Genomic DNA, 18,850 nt, shown 5'->3' with positions numbered 1-18,850 from the left:
AGGTTTGTGCGCTGGGGATATCAGTCGAGCTTGAGCCCGATGCGCTTGATTACCGCGCCCCAGCGCTCATAGTCATTGGCCACGATCTGCTTGAATGCCTCGGGGCCGGCGCCGCTGATCTCGTTGCCTTGCGCACGGATCAGCTCGGCGATATCGGGCGACTCCACGGCGGTGCGGAACGCGTTGGCGATCTTCTGGGCGGTGGCCGGCGGCAGCTTGCCGGGGCCGAACAAGCCCTGCCAGCCGACGATGTCGAGGCCGGGCACGCCTTGCTCGGCCATGGTCGGCAGGTCGGGCAGCACCGCCAGGCGCTTGTCGGCCGCCACGCCGAGCAGCTTGACCTTGCCCGCGCGTGCGTTTTCCACGGCGGTCGCGGTGCCATCGAAATAGATCTGCACATCGCCGGCCAGCAGTGCGCGCGTGGCGTCGGCCGTGCCTTTGTATGGCACGTGGACCATCTCGATGCCGGCGCGCTGTTGCAGGATCTCGCCATTCAGGTGCGAGGTCGAACCGAGGCTGTACGACGCGAAGTTGAGTGCGCCCGGATGCTGCCTGGCATAGCCGACCATCTCGCGCACGTTGCTGAACGGCGCGTTGCGATTGGCCACCAGCACGGTGGCCGAGCGCACCAGCTGCACGACTGGCGTGAAGTCCTTGAACGCGTCGTAGGGCAGCTTGTTGTAGAGATGCGGGTTCTGCGTGTGGGTGACGACGATGGTGTAGAGCAGCGTATGGCCGTCGGCGGGCGCATGGGCCACGTCCGCCGCGCCGATGAAGGTGCCGGCGCCCGGCTTGTTGTCGATGATCACGTTGGCGCCGGTCTGGTCCGACACGCGCTTGGCGATCACGCGCAGCAGGCCGTCACTGCCCGACCCGGCACTGAAGGGCACCACCACGCGCACCGGCCTGCCGGCCTGCGGCCAGTCATTGGGCGAGGCCGCGCTGGCGGAATTGCCGGCGAATGCGGCCACGGTGACGGCGAACGCAAGGCTCAGGCGCGTGCTTACGCGCGCTTGCGGGGCAAGGCGATCCATCTTGTCTCCTGTTCCGTAATGAAAGTCGGAAGGTCGCAGCCTTGGCGTGGGTGGGACGCCGGATGCTCTCTGGCAGGTCTGCGAGTCGAGTATGGGATTGCCGCGCAGTGAAATCCAATGCATATTTGTGGCTCATCCCATGAAATAAATCTATATGCTCAGCTTGCGCCGACTGGAGCATTTCGCGGTGTTGTCCGAGGAACGCAGCTTTTCGCGCGCGGCGCGCCGCTTGAATCTGACCCAGCCGGCGCTGACGCGCAGCATCCAGACGCTGGAGGAAACGCTTGGCCTGCAGCTGGTAGACCGCGCCGCCAGCGGGCTGGTGCTGACCGAGGCGGGGGGCATGGTGCTGGAGCGCTCGCGCCGCATGCTCGGAGACGTGCGCGCGCTGCAGCGCGAAGCCGGGCGGCTGCGCGGCTTCGAGACCGGTACGGTGAACTTTGGCGTCGGCTCTTTCCCGGCCGCGGCATTCCTGGGCTCGGTCATGACGCGCGTGGCGCGCGATTACCCGGGACTCGTGGTGCGGGTGGAAACGGAGAGCTGGCGTCGACTGCTCGAAAAGCTGCAGCGCGACGAGCTGGATTTCGTCGTCGCCGTTACCCACAGCCTGCCGCCGCCGGCGGATTTCCAGGTGCGGCAGTTGCCGGCGCAGCGCATGGGGTTTTTCGTCCGCCCGGGCCATCCGTTGGCCCGGCTGGACCACCAGGCCTTGCGTGGACAGATGGCAGGTTTTGGCCTGGCAACGACGCGGTTGCCGCCGCGTGCGCGCGAAGAACTCGCCACGCTGTTCGGCCTCGCCGATGCGGAGAATCTGGCCGTGCGGCTCGAGTGCGACAACGTGCAGGTGCTGTGCGAAGTGGCCAGCGCTTCGGACACGGTGCTGTTCGCCACCCATGAGGCCGTGCGCAGGGAACTCGACGCAGGAACGCTGATGCCGCTGGCGCTGGATTACCTGGCCCCGGCGCCCTTGCCGCTGACGCTGGTGTATCCGGGCGGACGCAACCTGTCAGGCGCCGCACAGTTGATGGCCGGGCTGCTGGAGGAACATGCCGGCTGGTCCGTCGCGCCGCGGGAGTCGCCGCCAGGCGGCGGCTGATCTTATCGGTCCTTCACCTCGACGCGGATGCCGTCGGGTTCCACCTTGATCGCGCCGGGCTCGACTTCCTTGCCGCCGAAGCGCAATTCGTCCGGCCTGAACGTGTAGATCGGGTAATCCTTCAGCAACTGCTGGGCGACCACGGCGCCAATGGCATTGAGCTGCTCCCTGTACAGCGCCATGCCTTGCACCTGCACGTCCTGCACCGTGGGGTTGTCCAGCAGCACGGCGCGTTGGGTCCTGTCGTAGCGCAGGCCACTGTTCAGCGAGAGCGTGCCGTTGACCGGCGGCGACGCGGCCAGCCCATTGGTGAGCTGGGCATCCATCTGCGTGGTGATGCGGTTATTGGCGTCGTCCATCACCAGGCGCGGGTTGGTGAGCTGCACGCTGACCACCTGCGCATAGCGCAGCGTGGCCGGAAAGCGCTTGTCCACGGCCTGCTGCAGCTCCTGCCTGGTAAAGGTGTAATCGCCGGTCCAGATGTTGTAGCCGGCGTGGGCGGCGGTGGCCACGGCAAGGGCCGCCGCAGCGAGTATCAGGTGGCGAGGAAGAAAGCGTCGATGAAGGCGCATGTGGCGATGGGCGCGCATTGGCGCAACATTGTCTGCAGGTGCCTGTCAGACACGGATCGGCACGGCAACGTTCCGGCGCACGGGCAACGCTGTTGCCGTGTCACGGCTTCGGGTTCAGTAGTGCGGGGGGATTTCGTGCTGCGGGTTGGACTCGGCCGCTGTCGACGCGGCGCTGTGCACCTGCTGGTAGAGCGCGCGGAACTGCTCCTGGAGCAGGTCCAGCTGCTGCTGTTGGCGCGCGACGGTCAGGTTCAGCGTTTCGAGCAGGTCTTCCTGGAAGGCGAGCTTGATTTCCAGTTCTATGAGGTGGTCATCCATGGGCGTGTGTCTCCGGCTTCATCTCCGGCAAGGGCGCCGAGCCGCGCATTGTAAGCGAGGCCAGGCGCCGGGGTCCTTCCGGATCTACCCACCGGCTGGCGCCTTAGTGATGGGCTGCAGGCTTGATCAGCATCCAGAGCACGCCGAAGCGGTCGGTCACCATGCCGAATTTCTCGGCGAAGAAGGTCTGGGTGAGCGGCATCATGACCTGGCCGCCGTCGTTCAGGCCGTTGAACGCCTTTTCCAGGGCGGATGCATCGTCGTAGGTGATCGACAGGGCCACGCCCTCGAAATTCGGCTTCCCGCTGCAGCGGCCGTCGGACACCATGATGCGGCTGTCGCCGATGGTGAACTCGGCGTGCATGACCTTGTCATCCATGGCGGCCGTGGGGCCGCAGCCTTCGCCGGCGCCGGCCTTGTCTTTTTCGGGGTTGTCCTTGAATCGCATCAGCATGCCGGGCTGGGCGCCGATCGTCTTTTTGTAGAACTCCAGTGCTTCCTCGCAACGGCCTTCGAAGAACAGATAAGGCTGGACTAGCATGGACATCTCCTGGTGTGGCGGTCCTGGCGGACAGCCTTGGAAATCAGTCTGGAACAGTCTGGAACCGGGCCCGCGGCACCGGTCGGGAGCGGCGACACTGCGTTTGTGTACGCCGTCCACAATACCTTAGCAAAGAAAGTGGACGACGTCCACGTCGCCTTGCCGAGGCCGTGCGCCGCCGTCGGTGCCATGACATAGAATGGCCGCGCCGCCGCTCTCGCATTCCAATCTGGCACGGCGGCCACCAACCGACAAATGGGGTTGCATTGCGTTACGAACTCACCGACCTGCGCCTGTTCCAGGCGATTGCCGATGCACAAAGCCTGTCCGGCGGTGCGTCGGCCACGCACATCACGGCCTCGGCCGCGAGTTACCGGCTGAAGAACCTGGAACATGCGATGGGGACGCCGTTGTTCGTGCGCTATGCGCGCGGCATGGAGCTGACCCCGGCTGGCGAGACGCTGCTGGTGCACGTGCGTGAACTGCTGCTGGGCGTGGAGCGCATGCATGGCGAGGTCGGGCGATTTTCCGCCGGCCTCAAGGGCCACATCCGCCTGCTGGCCAACAGCAGTTCGCTCAATGGTTTCATCATCCCCAGCGTGAGCCGCTTCCTGGCGGCGAACCGGGACGTGAATATCGACCTGGAGGAACGCGCGAGCCAGTCCATCCTGACGGCGGTGGCCGCGCACGAAGCGGACGTGGGCATTCTTGCCGGCGACTTCGACACGACTGGCGTGCGCTCGGTCCGCTATGCCGTCGACGAGCTGATCCTGGCCGTAGCCGCGGACCATCCGCTCGCGCGCGAGGCGGAGGTGCGCTTCGGCGCGTCGCTGGCGTTCGACTTCGTGTGCATGAGCCGCACCAGCAGCAACTTCCTGTTCCTGCGCGACATGGCGCAGCGCGCGGGCAAGAGCCCCAACGTGCGCCTGCATGCGCACAGTTTCGACGCGGTGCTGTCGCTGGCGGAGGCGGGTGTCGGGGTGGCGCTGGTGCCGCGCAGCGTCGCGGCGGCGGCGCTGCGCGACGCGCGTGTGGTGGGCGTGCGGCTGGCCGAGCCCTGGGCGCTGCGCGAACTCAACCTGATCGTGCGCGCCGATGGCAAGCTGCCCGGGTTTGCCGCCGCATTCGTGCAGTTCCTGCTCAACGACCCGCGCGTGGCGGCCACGCGCGAAGGCGGTGCGGTCGCGGTGACCGCACCGTAACGATCGCGAGGATCACCGCTTGCGGTTGAGGAACGTCGCCATGTGATGCTGCGGCTCGCCGGTATCGAACGCGCGGCCGAACTCCGTCACGCTGTTGTCGATCGAGACATCGAGCGGGGCTTCCTCCCATTCGCGCAGCAGGCGCTTCTGCTGGCGCACCACCTGCGGGCCAAAGCCGGCGAACAGCGCCGCGACGCGCTCGACTTCCGCGTCGAGTTCGGCCAGCGGCACCACGCGATTCACCAGGCCCCACGACAGCGCTTGTTCCGCGCCGCACAGTTCTCCAGTCAGCAGCATCCAGTTGGCGCGGGCGTTGCCGACCAGCCGCGGCATCAGCGCGGCGTGGATCACGGACGGAATGCCGACCTTGACCTCGGGCATGCCCAGTTGAGCGTTATCCGCCGCAATGCGCAGGTCGCAGGCCAGCGCCAGTTCCAGTCCGCCGCCCAGGCACCAGCCCGGCATGCGCGCGATCACCGGTGCCGGGAAATGCCGCAGCGCGTCGCACAGGCCGCGCAGGCCGCTGATGAAGACCTCGGCGCTTGCGCGCGTCAGCGCCGCCATCTCCTTGATGTCGGCGCCGCCGATAAAGCCCTTCTCGCCCGCGCCGCGCACCACCAGCACGCGCACGGCGTCGTTGGCGGCCAGCGCGCCGATCGCGCGGGTCAGGTCCGCGATCACCGGCGTGCCGAGGATATTCAGCGAGCCCGCTTCGCGGATGGTCAGCGTGGCAACGCCGCGTTCGTCGATCTCGACGCCGGCGTGCGCAAGCGATGCGGGGGTGGCGTGGGATGCGTGTGCGCTCATGATGATGCGTTCCTTATTGCAGCTTGGTGAAGTGGATGTCCTCGACCACCTTCTTCCAGTGCGCGTTCTGCGCGCGGATCAGGTCGGCGAAGGCCTTGCGCGAGGTCCATGCCGGCATCGCGCCCTGCTTCTCGATGGCGCTGATCACTTCCGGCTCGGCCAGCACCTGGCGCACGGCATCGTTGAGCTTGTCGAGGATCGGGGCCGGGGTGCCCGCGGGCGCGCCGAGGCCAAACCACGACGGGTTGTTCATGGTGCCCAGGCCGGCTTCGGCATAGGTCGGCACGTTCGGCAGCACCTTCAGCCGATGCTTCGCCGCCACGGCCAGCGGCTTGAGCTTGCCGCCCTGGATCAGTCCGGACGAGGAGGGGATATTGTCGAACACGACCTGGATCTGGCCCGCCACCGCGTCATTGAGCGCCGGGCCCAGGCCCTTGTACGGCACATGCAGCATGCGCGTGCCGGTCTCGTTCATGAACAGTTCGCCGTTCATGTGGCTCAGGCCGCCGTTGCCGGACGACCCGAAAGAATACTTGCCCGGGTTGGCCTTCAGCAGCTTGATGAACGCCGCCAGGTCGGCGGCCGGGAAGGCGGGGTACACGACCAGCACGTTGGGCACGTCGGCCAGGTTGCTGATCGGATCGAAGTCCTTCACCGGGTCATAGGCGGTCTTCAGGTACACGTTGGGGTTCACCGCGTGCGAGCTCTCCACCTCCATCACGAGCGTATAGCCATCGGGCGATTGCTTGGCCGCGTAGGCACTGCCCACCGCGCCGCCGGCGCCCGGGCGGTTTTCCACGACCACGGGCTGGCCGATCACCGGGCCCAGCCGCGTGCCGACGATGCGGGCGATGATGTCGGTGGTGCCGCCGGCCGCGTAAGGCACGATCAGCTTGATCGGGCGTTCTGGCCAGGCGGCCTGCGCGGTGCTGGCCAGGCCAAGAGCGGCCAGCAGGGCCGCAGCGGTAAGGGTGGGTTTCATGGGATGTCTCCGTGTCAGAGGTATCGGTTCTATATGGGCGCGATGGCGTCATGCCGCCGCGGTGTGCTCGCCCTGCAAGGGCGGCGGCTGCAGCGGTCCGCTCTGGCCGGCCAGCATCGGGTTGCGCACCATCGGCACGGTGCCCATCACCGGGTGCTCGGCCATTTGCTGCAGCCCGCGGTGGCGCACCTGCGGATGCGCGAACACCTCTTCCATCGTGTGGATTGGCCCCCACGGCACGCCGGCGGCGTCGAATGCATCGGTCCATGCGCTGCGCGTGCGCGTCGGGAAGATCTCCGTCAGCAATGCGCGCAGTTGCGGCAGGTGCTCGATGCGAGCGGAATTGGTGGTGTAGCGCGCATCCTGTGCCAGCTCCGGCATGCCGGCCACCGTGCAGAAGCGGGCGAACTGGCCATCGTTGCCGATGGCGAGGATCAGGTAGCCATCGGCGCAGCGGAACACTTCATACGGCGCGCAATTGGGATGCGCATTGCCGCTGCGCTGCGGGTTCTGGCCGGACACCAGGTAGTTGGCGCCCTGGTTGGCGTTGAGCGCCACCGCCACGTCGAGCAGCGCGATGTCCAGGTGCTGGCCGGCGCCGCTGGCCTGGCGCTGGTACAGCGCCGCCAGCACGGCGGAGGTCGCGTACATGCCGGTGCTCAGGTCCACTACCGCCACGCCCGTGCGCAGCGGGCCGGCGCCCGGGCTGCCGTCGGGCTGGCCGGTATAGCTCATGAGCCCGCCCATGCCCTGGAACACGTAGTCGTAGCCGGGCTTGTCGGCCATCGGGCCGTCCTGGCCGAAGCCGGTGATCGACAGGTAGACCAGCCGCGGGTTGATCGCCTTGAGGCTGTCGTAGTCCAGCCCGTAGCGCCGCAACGTGCCGACCTTGTAGTTCTCCACCAGCACGTCGGCCTGGCGGGCCAGTTCGCGCACGTGCGCGGCCCCCTCGGGCGTGCTGTAGTCGATCGCTACCGAGCGCTTGCCGCGGTTGCAGCTGATGAAGTAGGCGGACAGCCGCGCGTCGCTGCCGTCGGCCGCGTGCAGGTAGGGCGGGCCCCAGCCGCGCGTATCGTCGCCGCGCTCCGGGTGTTCGACCTTGGTCACCTCGGCGCCAAGGTCGGCCAGGTTCTGGGTGCACCAGGGACCGGCCAGGATGCGCGACAGGTCGAGGACCCGGACGCCTTCAAGGGCGCGTTCAAGCATGACAACTCCGCATTCGCCAGACAATGCGGCGCAGTATAGGGAGGGGCTCCGAGGCCAATCCAGTCGAGAGTTTTTAATGGGGCGTTCGCCAGTTTTGAACGCTCCGGCATGGCCTTTGCCGACGCCGGGTTTGGCGTCAGCCCGCTGCCGTGTCACAATTCGCCTTTGGACCCGAGCGGCACCTGACTCGGCACGCGACTCGGCTCGGCCGCAGTCCCCGTGCTTCCGGCCCCGGCCGAAAGCCGCTCCAAGAGCCGACAAATTCACATAGATTTACTGGCGATGACTACCATCCTTCAGCACATTCCCTCCGGCCAGCGCGTCGGCATTGCGTTCTCTGGCGGCCTGGACACCAGCGCGGCGCTTCTCTGGATGCGCCAGAAGGGCGCCGTCCCGTACGCCTACACCGCCAACCTGGGCCAGCCGGACGAGCCGGACTACGACGACATCCCGCGCCGCGCCAAGGCCTACGGCGCCGAGGAAGCCCGCCTGGTCGACTGCCGCACCCAGCTGGTCGCCGAAGGGATTGCCGCGCTGCAGTGCGGTGCCTTCCACATTTCGACCGCCGGCATCACCTACTTCAACACGACCCCGATCGGCCGTGCCGTCACCGGCACCATGCTGGTTGCCGCGATGAAGGAAGATGGCGTCAATATCTGGGGCGATGGCAGCACGTTCAAGGGCAACGACATCGAGCGTTTCTACCGCTACGGCCTGCTGACCAACCCCGGCTTGCAGATCTACAAGCCGTGGCTGGACCAGCAGTTCATCGACGAACTGGGCGGCCGTGCCGAGATGTCGGAATTCATGCGCCAGAACGGCTTCGACTACAAGATGTCGGCCGAGAAGGCGTACTCCACCGATTCGAACATGCTGGGAGCGACCCACGAGGCCAAGGACCTGGAGCACCTGGATTCGGGCATCCGCATCGTCCAGCCGATCATGGGCGTGCAGTTCTGGCGCGATGACGTCGAAGTCAAGCGCGAGGAAGTCACCGTGCGCTTCGAAGAAGGCCAGCCGGTCGCGCTGAACGGCAAGACCTTCGCCAACGCCGTCGACCTGTTCATGGAAGCCAACCGCATCGGCGGCCGCCATGGCCTGGGCATGAGCGACCAGATCGAAAACCGCATCATCGAAGCCAAGAGCCGCGGCATCTACGAAGCCCCGGGCCTGGCGCTGCTGTTCATCGCCTACGAGCGCCTGATCACCGGCATCCACAACGAAGACACCATCGAGCAGTACCGCGACAACGGCCGCCGCCTGGGCCGCCTGCTGTACCAGGGCCGCTGGTTCGACCCGCAGGCCATCATGCTGCGCGAAACCGCGCAGCGCTGGGTGGCGGGCGCCGTCACCGGCGAAGTCACCATCGAACTGCGCCGCGGCAACGACTACTCGATCGTCAACACCACCTCGCCGAACCTGACCTACAAGCCGGAACGTCTGACCATGGAAAAGGGCGAGTCGATGTTCACCCCGCTGGATCGCATCGGCCAGCTGACCATGCGCACGCTGGATATCGTGGATACCCGCGAGAAGCTGCAGACGTATGCGAAGACGGGGCTGCTGTCGTCGTCGGTCAGCGCTTCGCTGCCGAAGCTGGAAGACTGATCGGACCGCTGAGATGGTGCTGCGCGATCGCGCAGCGTCATGAAAAGGCCGGCACTCTCGGGTGCCGGTTTTTTTTCGGTTGACCATCGCGCATTCACTGCGACGTCGCCGCCCCGTTGAAAACGGCGCGCGGCCGGGTCAAAGCCCGCTGCGCCGGAAAGAGACGGCGCGGCACTCCCGCTCGGCTATCATGCCAATCCTCCCTGAAGCCGTTCCCTATGATTTCCGTCCGTAATGTCACGCTGCGCCGTGGCGTCAATGTCGTGCTCGACCGCGCGTCGGCCACCTTCAACCCCGGCGAAAAGATCGGTCTGGTCGGCCGCAATGGCGCCGGCAAGTCGTCTTTCTTCGGCCTGCTCAACGGCACGCTGCACGAAGACAGCGGCGAGTTCTCGATTCCCGCGGCATGGAGGATGGGCCAGGTCGCGCAGGACATGCCGGAGACCGAACAGAGCGCGACCGACTTCGTCGTCGAAGGCGACACCGTGCTGCTGGCCGCACAGGCCGAAGTCGCCGCCGCCGAGGCCAGCGACGACGGCATGCGCATGGCGCACGCCTACATGGCCCTGCACGATGCCGGCGCACACGATGCCCCCGCACGTGCCCAGGCGCTGATCCTGGGCCTTGGCTTCAGTGCCGCGCAGCTTGACCAGCCGGTCAACAGCTTCTCCGGCGGCTGGCGCATGCGGCTGCAACTGGCACGCGCGCTCATGTGCCCGTCCGACCTGCTGCTGCTGGACGAACCGACCAATCACCTGGACCTCGACGCGCTGGTCTGGCTGGAGGCGTGGCTCAAGCGCTACCAGGGAACCATGGTCGTGATCAGCCACGACCGCGAATTCCTCGACGCGGTGACGCAGGTGACGGTGCACGTCGACAACGCCAAGCTCGTGCGTTATGGCGGCAACTACAGCAAGTTCGAAGACATGCGCGCCGAGCAGCTCGTCCTGCAGCAGGCCGCGATGGCAAAGCAGGCGGACAAGATCGCGCACCTGCAGAAATTCATCGACCGTTTCAAGGCCAAGGCCTCGAAGGCGAAGCAGGCGCAGAGCCGGGTCAAGGCGCTTGAACGCATGGAGAAAATTGCACCGGTGCTTGCCGACGCAGAGTTCAACTTCGAGTTCAAGGAGCCGCTCAACGTCCCGAACCCGCTGTTGTCGATGCTGGACGCAACCTTTGGCTACCCCGCGCCGGCCGGCGCACTGCCGGGCACGCCGCCTACGGTCATCGTGCGGGGCATCAACCGTTCCGTGATGGCGGGGCAGCGCATCGGCATCCTGGGCGCCAACGGCCAGGGCAAGTCCACGCTGGTGAAGACGGTGGCGCACGCGCTGGCGCCGATTGCCGGCGAGATCAGCGAAGGCAAGGGCCTGAATATCGGCTATTTCGCCCAGCAGGAACTCGACGTGCTGCGCCCGCTCGACACGCCGATGGAACACATGATCCGCCTGGCCAAGGACACGCCGCCGCATTTGCGCGCGCCCGGCCAGAGTGGCACCGAGCAATCCCTTCGCACCTTCCTCGGCACCTTCAACTTCACGGGCGACATGGTCCACCAGGCGGTCGGCACGATGAGCGGCGGCGAAAAGGCGCGGCTGGTGTTGTGCATGATCGTGTGGCAGCGCCCCAACCTGCTGCTGCTCGACGAGCCGACCAACCACCTTGACCTGTCGACCCGCGAAGCGCTGGGCATGGCGCTCAACGAATTCGAAGGCACCGTGATGCTGGTCAGCCACGACCGCGCGCTGCTGCGCGCGGTGTGCGACGAGTTCTGGCTGGTCACCAAGGGCGGCGTCGAGCCCTTCGACGGCGACCTGGACGACTACCAGCAGTTCCTGCGCGACGAAGCCCGCCGCCTGCGCGAAGAGGCGGCCGCGGCGTAGCAGCTGCGCGCGTCAGTGAATCTGCATGCCACGCATGGCGTGGATGCGTTCGTGATGCTTCTGCATGCCCTCGTACTGGCGCAGGACCACCGAGCGGATTTCCTCGGGCATGTCCTTCATCAGCGCCGAGCGGTACTCGCGCGTGGCGGCTTCTTCCTCGCGTTCGCACAACTGCAGCACCGCGTCATCGTTGTGCGGGGCGATGATGTGCATCACGCCCATCCAGGCGCGATGCATCGTGCCCGTCATGGTGCCGCGGTCGCGCGGCACGGCGCCCAGGGCACTTACCAGGGCCTGCAATTCGGTCACGGAGTGGCGGCAGGTTTCGGCGGTGCCCGCCAGGATGCCGCGCATCTCGGCGTTGTCCACTTCCTTGGCACCGGTCATGCAACTGAGTTCGCCATCCTTGCCGACTTCGATGAGGTGGTTCAGCGTAGAGACGAGTTGTCCTTGATGGTTGTCCATGACATTCTCCTTGCCGGAATCCCGGGGAAAAATGTGAGTCGACGCGTACATCGTCGCCGGGCGTGTGGTGATGCCGGCTCACGCGGGGCGTTTCGCACGCTCGTAAGCTCAGTATAGAAGTGGGGCCGGCCAGCGCTCAGAGGAGAGCGGCAGACTTTCAAGGCCCTGTATCCGTGCCCCACGGGGGCTTCAGTCTGAATCTTCGGGCGCATAGACTGGTGTGAGAATGTCCGAGGGGAGCTTCACATGAGCACATCGCCTCCCGACCGTCCCGTCACGACCACCCGCCGCCATTTCCTTCGCGAGCTTGGAGGCCTGGCCGCCATGGCAAGCGTGACACCCGCAGCGGGCGCGGCGCAGAGCGCGCCGGCTGCGTGCCTGCTGACTACTGCTGCGACTGAAGGACCGTTTTATCTCGGCGATGCGCAGGTGCGCAGTGACATCCGCGACGGCCGTCCTGGCCAGCCGCTGCGCCTGCGGCTGCTCCTTGTCGACGCGGACCGTGGCTGTGCCGCAGTCCCGGGCGCGCTGGTCAGCATCTGGCATTGCGATGCTCAGGGCAGTTACAGCGGAGAAGAGGGACCGCGCGATGCCACGCGTTTCTTGCGCGGGGTGCAACGGACCGGCGCCGATGGCGCAGCCAACTTCGTCACAATCTATCCCGGCTGGTACCGGCCACGCGCCGTGCACATCCATTTCAAGGTGCTGATGGGAAATGCCGAAGTGCTGACCAGCCAGCTCTACTTCAGCGATGCGCTCAATCGCGAAGTGCTGGGCAACCATCCGGCGTACCGCGCGCGCGGGGTGCCGACGCGGGTGAACGCGCAGGATCCGATTGCGGGCAGCGCGCCGCCGCTGGTGCGGGTACGCAATGCGGCGGAAGGGCTGGACGGGGAGTTTGTTGTGGGGGTTGCACGTACACCGGGCCAGCGCCGTTAGTGCATGCCCCGCATGCCCGCTACTGAGCCGCGCAGCAGCCGAAGGCGCTGGTGCGACAGCGCTCGCAGTATCGGGCCACGGACAGTTTCGGGGCTGGTTCAATCATTGTCGGAGAGCCTGCAGATTCATTACCAGCGCCCCCACCAAATCTCACCCCGCAAGCAAATTGGCATCCCGGCAAAGCCGCCAGTTGCCATCTGCATCCCTGCGCAGCACCGTGAGTGTATAGCCCGAGCGGTGCACGGCCTGACCACCGGGCGGCGTCACCGTCAGTTCGATGAAATTCCGCAGGTAAGCCCAATCCCCCATCACCTGCACTTCCCGAATGTCATAGCGGCCCTGCATCTGCACCGACTTCATCCCCGCGGCCGCTTGCGCAAAAGCGGCCTTGCCGAAGGGCTCCTGTCCGGGAACCATGAAGACGACGTCGTCGGTCATCAGGCTCAACACCGTGTTGGTATCGCCGCGCTGGCTGGCGGAGAACCAGTTCTGCACCAGTTCACGGATGGCGCGTTCGTCGTCTGCGGAATTCATGTTGCCTCGCTGGTTCTTTCCTACCCGATTCAGTTGGGCATAGTAGTGCATCCGGCGGCCTCGTCGCGTTGCTCATGCCGCATCGCCGCCGAAGCGGTCTTGATCACGATGCAACGGACATAACGAACTCGCGGTACGGAAGATCGCCTCTCTGCGCTTTTACAGTGAGGGGTGTCGCCAGATGATGCATTTTCTACATTGAAAGCAGTAATTACGTTGCGTGCCCGAGCATAACCTGACACCGAAAAGGCAAGACAGTGCACATAGGCCGGTCTTCCTGCGTTGGTATGGCAGTTGCCTGTGCCAAGCAGGACCGGCTTGGAGAACAGGCCCGGCTGAAGGCTGGCCTGCGGTGCCGATTGGCAACGGCTCAGATGGAGGAAAGCATGAGCAAGAAGATACTGATCTGCATGATGGTGGCGACCACCCTTGGCGCGCTGGCGGGCTGCAGCGCAACCGGCACGGCTTCAGGTTCCGGTGCCGGTACGGGCACCGTGACAGGTTCGGGCTCCGTCTCGGATACCGGTCGCTCAGGGTACGGCACCGCCCCGCGTTCCACATCGGGCGGGGCTACATCGAGTGGCGCTACCTCGGGCGGCACATCGTCAACGGCTCCGCGCTATTGAGATCGCGTCAGATAGCGAGACCGCTCATTTGCAACGGCGGGCACCGGCGACTGTCGCCGGTGCCCGTTTTGCATTGTCCTGCCTGAATATGCCGGCTACCGCGAAGCCGTGCCCGCACTGGCCGTCGTGCCAGCGGGCGCGGACGCTGGCCTTGCCGATTGCGCAGGCGCGGCTTGCGCCGTTGCCGTGCGCTGCGACCAGCCGCCGCCAAGCGCCTTGTAGAGATCAACACGACTGGTCAGCCGCGCCAGCCGGATGGTGACCAACGACTGCTGCGCCGAATAAAGCTGGCGCTGCGCATCGAACACCGGGAAGTAGTCATCCACGCCATTGCGAAACCGCATTTCCGACAGGCGCCGCGTCTCGCCGATCTCTCGTGCGAGCGTTTCCTGCGCGGCGGCTTCGCGATCGTAAGTCCCGCGCGCAGCGAGTCCGTCCGCGACCTCGCGGAAAGCCTGCTGGATCGTCTTCTCGTAGGCGGCGACGTTGATGTCCTTCTGCACCTTCGACGCATCGAGCCTGGCCTGGTTGGCGCCGCCGTTGAAGATCGGCATGGTGATGGCCGGTGCGAACGCCCACGCCATGCCGCTCGAGAACAGCCCCGCCAGCGCGGTGCTGGCCACGCCGATCGCCGCTGTCAGCGAAATGCTCGGGAAGAAGGCCGCACGGGCCGCGCCGATATCGGCATTGGCCGCTCTCAGCCGGTGCTCGGCAGCCATGATGTCGGGCCGTTGCTCGAGCAGCGCCGACGGCAAACCGGCCGGCAGTTCGGCGACGAACGAGGTGTTCTCGAACGGCTGCGGCGGCGGCAGGTCCTGCGGCAGCTGCGTACCGATCAACACCGCCAGTGCATTCTCGTCCTGCGCGACCTGGCGTGTGTACTGCTCCACGCCCACGCGCGCCGTTTCCAGCTGCGTCTGCGCGCGATGCATGTCGATCTGCGCCATGCCGCCGGCACGCTTGCTGCGCTCGACCATCTGCACGGCGGACTGCTGCACGTCCAGCGTCTCCTGCGAGATCTTCAGCAGTTCCTTGTCGGCCTGCAGCGTCAGGTAGGCACTGGCGACTTCCGCCACCAGGCTGATCTGCGCGCTGCGGCGCACTTCCTGCACCGCCAGGTACTGCTCGAGCGCCTCGTGCTTGAGGCTGCGCACGCGGCCGAATACATCCAGTTCGAAGGCATTGAAGCCAACGCCCGCGGTGTAGGCGTGGATGACCGATGACTGCCCGCCCCCAACCAACGCGCCGGGCACGCGCGTGGCGACCATGTTGGCACCGGCATTGATCGACGGGAACTGCGCCGCGCGCTGGATGCGGTACTGCGCGCGCGCCTGGTCGATGGCCAGTGTCGCCATGCGGAGGTCGCGATTATTTGCCAGCGACAGTTCGATCAGCCGGCGCAGGCGCGGATCGGTGAAGAAATCTTCCCAGCCGAGGCTGGCCGCGGGCGTCTGCGTTTCGGCGAGGGTCTTGTCTGACGCCTGCCGGCCTGGCGCGCCCGTGCCCTGGACGTAGGCCGGACCCGTCGGCCAGGCATTGGGCACCGGCTGGTCGGGCCGCTGATAGGTCGGCTCCAGCGTGCAGGCCGCCAGGGCAAGGGGCACCGCGGCCGCCGCAATGCGCCGCAAGGGAAAGAAGGTCCGCATCTGTCGTGATTTCATAGAGTTCATCCGTGGTCAGCCGGCAAAGGCGCGGCGCAGCAGCTGCGCGATGGCGACGCGCGGGCTGCCCTGGTAGGCGATGTTGTGGGCGGGCTCGCTGAACAGCAGGCGGATCAGCCGGTGCCGTGCGGCCATGTCGGGCCGCAGCGCTATGCCGATCAGCCCCTTGCGCGTGCGGGCGACGCGGCAGGGCACCCAGCCCAATGGCGCCAGCCAGAAGGCGCCCTCGGCGCCGTCCGTCGCGGCGGCCGCGTGCGGGCACAGCAGCGCCGCGCCGTTGCAGGAAAGATCCCGCGTGACGCCGACGAACTCGCGTGCCGTGCCATCGGTGCCGTGCAGCCGAAGCAGGGCACGCGCCTGGTACGGAAAGCGCTCTTCCTTGCGCGGCCGCGGCAGCTCGAAGCAGACCAGCAACGACGCTAGGTAGAGCACCATCGATACGATGGTCCACGTAATGTTGAACGCTACGCCCTGTGCGTCGACATCGGCCGCCACGGCGCGTGCCAGCCCCATGCCGGCCAGCACGAACAGCGCGCCATACAGCACTGCGAACTTGCCGTGCACGACCACTTTCGAGCGGTCGAGCCCCTTGTTGGTGACCTTGAAGGGCCGCCCGAAGGGTTTGATCACCGCACTGGCCAGGGTCGCGGTGACCGCAGCCGCGGCGACGATCTGCGTGACTTCCGTGAAGATCGGCATCGCGCGCGAACCGGTGACCCAGATGCTGTAAGCCCAGTACATCAACAGGGCCGGCACGCCGTAGGCCAGGAACTGCAGCGGATCGCCGTAGAGCGTGGGGATATTCAGGTACCAGTACAGCAGCGGCCCGGCCAGCAGCATCAGCGTGAACGGCCGGCTGAGCCAGTGCAGCAGCCCGTGGATGTAATGCAGGCGCTGCAAGCCCGTGTAGCCGCGACCGCGCAGCGGCCCGTCGGCCGTCAGCGCCACCTGGATCGTGCCCAGGCCCCAGCGGCTGCGCTGGCTGATGTACTCGGGCAGGCCTTCGGCGGACAGGCCCACGCTCAGCCGCTCGTTGAGCCAGCGCGTGACGTAGCCGTGCGGCATGAGCCGGTATGTCAGGTGGATGTCTTCCGTGACGGTGCCGGTCGGGAAACCGCCGATGGCCTCCAGCGCTTCACGCCGCACCACGAACGAGGTGCCGATGCAGAACGCCGTGCCCCACGCGTCCTTGGCGGGCTGCATGATGTCGAAGAAGGCACGCTGCTCGTCGACCCAGCATTCGGTCGAGCGCAGGTTGTACTGGATCGGGTCGGCGTTGTAGTAGAACTGCGGGGTCTGCACGACGCCGACCTCAGCGTCCTTGAACAGGCCCACGGTGCGCAGCAGGATATTGCGGTTGGGCGCGAAGTCCGCGTCCAGCACCATGATGAACGGCGCGCCGCCGTCCGGCTGCGCCGAGCTGTGCTGCAGGCCGTTGTTGAGATTGCCGGCCTTGGCGTGGGCGTTGTCGGGCCGCGTCACGTAGTTGACGCCGACGCGCTCGCAGTAGTCCTTCAGCCAGTCGCGGCGCGTATCGTCGAGCACCCAGACGCGGAAGTTCGGGTAGTCGATCGCCTGCGCCGAGACGATGGTCTTCTCCAGCACGTCCAGGCCTTCGTTGTAGGTGGCGATGAAAATGTCCACCGCCGGCGCGCGCCGGTTGCGCCGCAGCGCGGCCTCGCCGGCATCGGCGTCGGCGCTGTGGTCCGAGGTGCGGGTCAGCGTGACGATGGAGATCAGCGTATAGGCGATCGTCATGGTTTCGAAGCCGAAGAACACATAGGCCCACAGGCTCGGGAAATCCATGCGCCAATCGGGCAGCGTCTGCGAGAAGCGCCAGATGTAGTAGACGATCAGCAGGACCGCCGCTGCCGCGCCGAACAGCCACCGGTCGGCGGCGCGGTGGCGGTCGCCGCGCAGGCACAGCACCGCGATCAGGAAGGCGCCGGCGTTGATCTCCACCAGCATGCGGTTTTCAAGAAAGTAGGCGAACATCGTCACTCCCTGCGGATGTCGTCGGGTGAAGCCTGCGCCCGTGCCGTGCCGGTCTTGCAGGCCGGGCAGGCGCCACCAGGCTGGAACGGATTCCAGCCCGCGGCAGCCAGCACAGCCCAGGCCGTCGCGCCCAGGTGTGGCAGGTGGAAGTAGTAGAAGTCTTCGGTGGTCGAATCCGGACCGATCGACAGACCCGTGCTGATGCGGGCTTGCGGCGTGGCGAACAGCATGCCGGACGGCGCGCGCTGCGCCAGCAGCAGCGGCCACAGCGGACGGGTCTCGTCATCGCGGCCGCTGGCGCGCAGCACCAGGGCGGCCTGGCCTGTGCCTTCGGTCCAGACACCGTCGGGCCGCGCCTTGAAGCCATAGCCGCCGCCCACCGTGTGGTGCGCGCGGGCCCAGTCCAGCGCGCGCCGCCATGACGCCGCCGACTCGGGCACCGCGATCAGCGGCCACAGCGAGGCATCGAGTGCCGACGGCTCGCTGTTGAGCGCGCGCCCGTCGTCGCGCGTGCCGATCACGAAGCGGCCTTCGCCGGGCTGCCACATCGCCTCGACGAAGCGGCGCGCGCGCTGCGCGGCGGCGTCCCAGCGCGGGTCGCTGGTGCGCAGCGCGAGCCAGCGGAACGCGGCATAGGCGTCGACATTGTGTTCGGTCGATTTCCAGCCCTGGCGCCGTGGCGTCGGCTCGTGGCCGAAGAAGCCGCCGATATAGCCGGCCGGGTTTTCGCTGCCGAAGGTCTGCTTGTCGATCCAGGCCATCAGCGTCGCCGCAGTGTCGAGGTAGCGGCGCTCATGCGTGGATTCGTAGGTGGCCAGCAGCAGCAGCGCCGCCCACGCGACGTTGCCGGTAGCGGTGCCGACCTGGTAGGCATCCTCGAACCAGCGCTTGCTGGGCGCGTCCCACCAGCCCGGCATCGGCACGGGCCCATCCGGCACGGCGCCGGCGCGATAGGCATTGCGCACACGGCCGTCGTGGTAATGCCGGTCGCGCGTGACGCCCGCCGCCACGCCATCGGCGATGCGGCGCGCGGCGTCAGGCTGGCCGCACGCAATCAGCGCCACGCCTGCGAGCGCGTTGTCGTAGACGAAGGCGGATTGCTGCAGCGGCGGTGGCAGCGGCTCGCCGCCCGGTGCGGGTTCATAGCTGCCGATCATCACCGGACCCTTGCCGGGTATGGCGGCCACGCGCGCGCTCAGCGCCTTGCAGCCGTCGCGCAGCAGCTGCTCGCGCGATGACGGATCGGAAGCATTCGGAGGCGCCGCCATGGCCGTGCTCAATGCGGAGCAAACCATCAGCGCCGCTGCCAGCCGCCGCACGTGGCGCGGGCCACGATGCGGCGGACTGCGGGCGGGCAAGCGTGGAATCGGATAACGCTGCA

At 66.8% G+C, this 18,850-nt stretch carries 18 protein-coding genes; 6 read left to right on the top strand and 12 right to left on the bottom strand.

Features of this window, described 5'->3' with window-relative positions; all coding sequences use genetic code 11:
• Positions 1–20: 20 nt before the first annotated feature.
• Entirely contained in the window at positions 21–1,034 is a 1,014-nt protein-coding gene (locus AC3FKG_RS04650) for a Bug family tripartite tricarboxylate transporter substrate binding protein (RefSeq protein WP_483712916.1), read from the bottom strand.
• Between the two features lie 154 nt (positions 1,035–1,188).
• On the opposite strand from AC3FKG_RS04650, the gene AC3FKG_RS04645 reads away from it, so the two are divergent.
• Positions 1,189–2,130 (top strand): LysR family transcriptional regulator, encoded by a 942-nt coding sequence (locus tag AC3FKG_RS04645; protein ID WP_483712918.1) that lies wholly within the window; start codon positions 1,189–1,191, stop codon positions 2,128–2,130.
• A 2-nt stretch (positions 2,131–2,132) separates the two neighbouring features.
• Here AC3FKG_RS04645 and AC3FKG_RS04640 read toward each other — a convergent pair whose 3' ends face one another.
• The 3 genes from AC3FKG_RS04640 to AC3FKG_RS04630 form a co-directional block, all read right to left on the bottom strand.
• Positions 2,133–2,702 carry a DUF1439 domain-containing protein gene (locus tag AC3FKG_RS04640; RefSeq protein ID WP_483712920.1) on the bottom strand — a complete coding sequence of 190 codons (570 nt, stop codon included), beginning with the start codon at positions 2,700–2,702 and terminating at the stop codon, positions 2,133–2,135.
• A 114-nt stretch (positions 2,703–2,816) separates the two neighbouring features.
• Positions 2,817–3,020, bottom strand: a complete 204-nt coding sequence (locus tag AC3FKG_RS04635) for a SlyX family protein (RefSeq protein WP_483712922.1) — start codon at positions 3,018–3,020, stop codon at positions 2,817–2,819.
• Between the two features lie 103 nt (positions 3,021–3,123).
• Positions 3,124–3,561 (bottom strand): VOC family protein, encoded by a 438-nt coding sequence (locus tag AC3FKG_RS04630; RefSeq protein ID WP_483712924.1) that lies wholly within the window; start codon positions 3,559–3,561, stop codon positions 3,124–3,126.
• Between the two features lie 266 nt (positions 3,562–3,827).
• On the opposite strand from AC3FKG_RS04630, the gene AC3FKG_RS04625 reads away from it, so the two are divergent.
• Positions 3,828–4,763: a LysR family transcriptional regulator gene (locus AC3FKG_RS04625; protein ID WP_483712926.1), complete on the top strand. Its 936-nt coding sequence runs from the start codon at positions 3,828–3,830 to the stop codon at positions 4,761–4,763.
• Positions 4,764–4,775: 12 nt separating this feature from the next.
• Here AC3FKG_RS04625 and AC3FKG_RS04620 read toward each other — a convergent pair whose 3' ends face one another.
• Genes AC3FKG_RS04620 through AC3FKG_RS04610 form a run of 3 tightly spaced genes read right to left on the bottom strand, consistent with a single transcriptional unit; the run spans position 4,776 to position 7,758 of the window.
• Positions 4,776–5,570 (bottom strand): enoyl-CoA hydratase, encoded by a 795-nt coding sequence (locus tag AC3FKG_RS04620; protein ID WP_483712928.1) that lies wholly within the window; start codon positions 5,568–5,570, stop codon positions 4,776–4,778.
• Between the two features lie 13 nt (positions 5,571–5,583).
• Complete coding sequence (locus tag AC3FKG_RS04615) at positions 5,584–6,552, bottom strand: Bug family tripartite tricarboxylate transporter substrate binding protein (RefSeq protein ID WP_483712930.1); 969 nt, start codon at positions 6,550–6,552, stop codon at positions 5,584–5,586.
• Positions 6,553–6,600: 48 nt separating this feature from the next.
• Complete coding sequence (locus AC3FKG_RS04610; RefSeq protein WP_483712932.1) at positions 6,601–7,758, bottom strand: CaiB/BaiF CoA transferase family protein; 1,158 nt, start codon at positions 7,756–7,758, stop codon at positions 6,601–6,603.
• A 282-nt stretch (positions 7,759–8,040) separates the two neighbouring features.
• On the opposite strand from AC3FKG_RS04610, the gene argG reads away from it, so the two are divergent.
• Positions 8,041–9,366 (top strand): argininosuccinate synthase, encoded by a 1,326-nt coding sequence (argG, locus tag AC3FKG_RS04605; protein ID WP_483712934.1) that lies wholly within the window; start codon positions 8,041–8,043, stop codon positions 9,364–9,366.
• A gap of 218 nt (positions 9,367–9,584) precedes the next feature.
• On the top strand, positions 9,585–11,249 hold the full coding sequence (locus AC3FKG_RS04600; protein WP_483712936.1) for an ABC-F family ATP-binding cassette domain-containing protein: 1,665 nt from the start codon (positions 9,585–9,587) through the stop codon (positions 11,247–11,249).
• 12 nt (positions 11,250–11,261) lie between these two features.
• Here AC3FKG_RS04600 and AC3FKG_RS04595 read toward each other — a convergent pair whose 3' ends face one another.
• On the bottom strand, positions 11,262–11,714 hold the full coding sequence (locus tag AC3FKG_RS04595) for a PA2169 family four-helix-bundle protein (RefSeq protein WP_483712938.1): 453 nt from the start codon (positions 11,712–11,714) through the stop codon (positions 11,262–11,264).
• A 246-nt stretch (positions 11,715–11,960) separates the two neighbouring features.
• On the opposite strand from AC3FKG_RS04595, the gene AC3FKG_RS04590 reads away from it, so the two are divergent.
• Positions 11,961–12,653: an intradiol ring-cleavage dioxygenase gene (locus AC3FKG_RS04590; protein WP_488742533.1), complete on the top strand. Its 693-nt coding sequence runs from the start codon at positions 11,961–11,963 to the stop codon at positions 12,651–12,653.
• Positions 12,654–12,803: 150 nt separating this feature from the next.
• Here AC3FKG_RS04590 and AC3FKG_RS04585 read toward each other — a convergent pair whose 3' ends face one another.
• Positions 12,804–13,187, bottom strand: coding sequence for a YybH family protein (locus AC3FKG_RS04585; RefSeq protein WP_488742653.1), 384 nt, complete (start codon positions 13,185–13,187; stop codon positions 12,804–12,806).
• Positions 13,188–13,573: 386 nt separating this feature from the next.
• Here AC3FKG_RS04585 and AC3FKG_RS04580 point away from each other — a divergent pair, with 386 nt between their 5' ends.
• Positions 13,574–13,813, top strand: coding sequence for a hypothetical protein (locus AC3FKG_RS04580; protein ID WP_483712942.1), 240 nt, complete (start codon positions 13,574–13,576; stop codon positions 13,811–13,813).
• A 95-nt stretch (positions 13,814–13,908) separates the two neighbouring features.
• On the opposite strand, the gene AC3FKG_RS04575 is transcribed toward AC3FKG_RS04580, so the two are convergent.
• The 3 genes from AC3FKG_RS04575 to AC3FKG_RS04565 are packed head-to-tail and all read right to left on the bottom strand — an operon-like array spanning position 13,909 to position 18,764.
• Complete coding sequence (locus tag AC3FKG_RS04575) at positions 13,909–15,474, bottom strand: efflux transporter outer membrane subunit (RefSeq protein WP_483712944.1); 1,566 nt, start codon at positions 15,472–15,474, stop codon at positions 13,909–13,911.
• A 15-nt stretch (positions 15,475–15,489) separates the two neighbouring features.
• Positions 15,490–17,469, bottom strand: a complete 1,980-nt coding sequence (locus tag AC3FKG_RS04570) for a glycosyltransferase (protein WP_483712946.1) — start codon at positions 17,467–17,469, stop codon at positions 15,490–15,492.
• Positions 17,470–17,471: 2 nt separating this feature from the next.
• Positions 17,472–18,764, bottom strand: a complete 1,293-nt coding sequence (locus AC3FKG_RS04565; RefSeq protein ID WP_483714433.1) for a hypothetical protein — start codon at positions 18,762–18,764, stop codon at positions 17,472–17,474.
• Between the last annotated feature and the right edge of the window lie 86 nt (positions 18,765–18,850).

The organism is Cupriavidus sp. 22TCCZM04-2 (assembly GCF_057798895.1).
The sequence above is the reverse complement of the archived record's forward strand: the minus strand, read 5'-3'. Positions and strand labels throughout refer to the sequence as shown.

Coding starts and splice junctions, on each gene's coding strand:
- AC3FKG_RS04585 (WP_488742653.1), bottom strand. CDS start 13,187: ATGAATTCCGCAGACGACGAACGCGCCATCCGTGAACTGGTGCAGAAC.
- AC3FKG_RS04580 (WP_483712942.1), top strand. CDS start 13,574: ATGAGCAAGAAGATACTGATCTGCATGATGGTGGCGACCACCCTTGGC.
- AC3FKG_RS04640 (WP_483712920.1), bottom strand. CDS start 2,702: ATGCGCCTTCATCGACGCTTTCTTCCTCGCCACCTGATACTCGCTGCG.
- AC3FKG_RS04630 (WP_483712924.1), bottom strand. CDS start 3,561: ATGCTAGTCCAGCCTTATCTGTTCTTCGAAGGCCGTTGCGAGGAAGCA.
- AC3FKG_RS04595 (WP_483712938.1), bottom strand. CDS start 11,714: ATGGACAACCATCAAGGACAACTCGTCTCTACGCTGAACCACCTCATC.
- AC3FKG_RS04610 (WP_483712932.1), bottom strand. CDS start 7,758: ATGCTTGAACGCGCCCTTGAAGGCGTCCGGGTCCTCGACCTGTCGCGC.
- AC3FKG_RS04570 (WP_483712946.1), bottom strand. CDS start 17,469: ATGTTCGCCTACTTTCTTGAAAACCGCATGCTGGTGGAGATCAACGCC.
- AC3FKG_RS04600 (WP_483712936.1), top strand. CDS start 9,585: ATGATTTCCGTCCGTAATGTCACGCTGCGCCGTGGCGTCAATGTCGTG.
- AC3FKG_RS04575 (WP_483712944.1), bottom strand. CDS start 15,474: ATGAAATCACGACAGATGCGGACCTTCTTTCCCTTGCGGCGCATTGCG.
- AC3FKG_RS04565 (WP_483714433.1), bottom strand. CDS start 18,764: ATGGTTTGCTCCGCATTGAGCACGGCCATGGCGGCGCCTCCGAATGCT.
- AC3FKG_RS04635 (WP_483712922.1), bottom strand. CDS start 3,020: ATGGATGACCACCTCATAGAACTGGAAATCAAGCTCGCCTTCCAGGAA.
- AC3FKG_RS04650 (WP_483712916.1), bottom strand. CDS start 1,034: ATGGATCGCCTTGCCCCGCAAGCGCGCGTAAGCACGCGCCTGAGCCTT.
- AC3FKG_RS04590 (WP_488742533.1), top strand. CDS start 11,961: ATGAGCACATCGCCTCCCGACCGTCCCGTCACGACCACCCGCCGCCAT.
- AC3FKG_RS04615 (WP_483712930.1), bottom strand. CDS start 6,552: ATGAAACCCACCCTTACCGCTGCGGCCCTGCTGGCCGCTCTTGGCCTG.
- argG (WP_483712934.1), top strand. CDS start 8,041: ATGACTACCATCCTTCAGCACATTCCCTCCGGCCAGCGCGTCGGCATT.
- AC3FKG_RS04645 (WP_483712918.1), top strand. CDS start 1,189: ATGCTCAGCTTGCGCCGACTGGAGCATTTCGCGGTGTTGTCCGAGGAA.
- AC3FKG_RS04620 (WP_483712928.1), bottom strand. CDS start 5,570: ATGAGCGCACACGCATCCCACGCCACCCCCGCATCGCTTGCGCACGCC.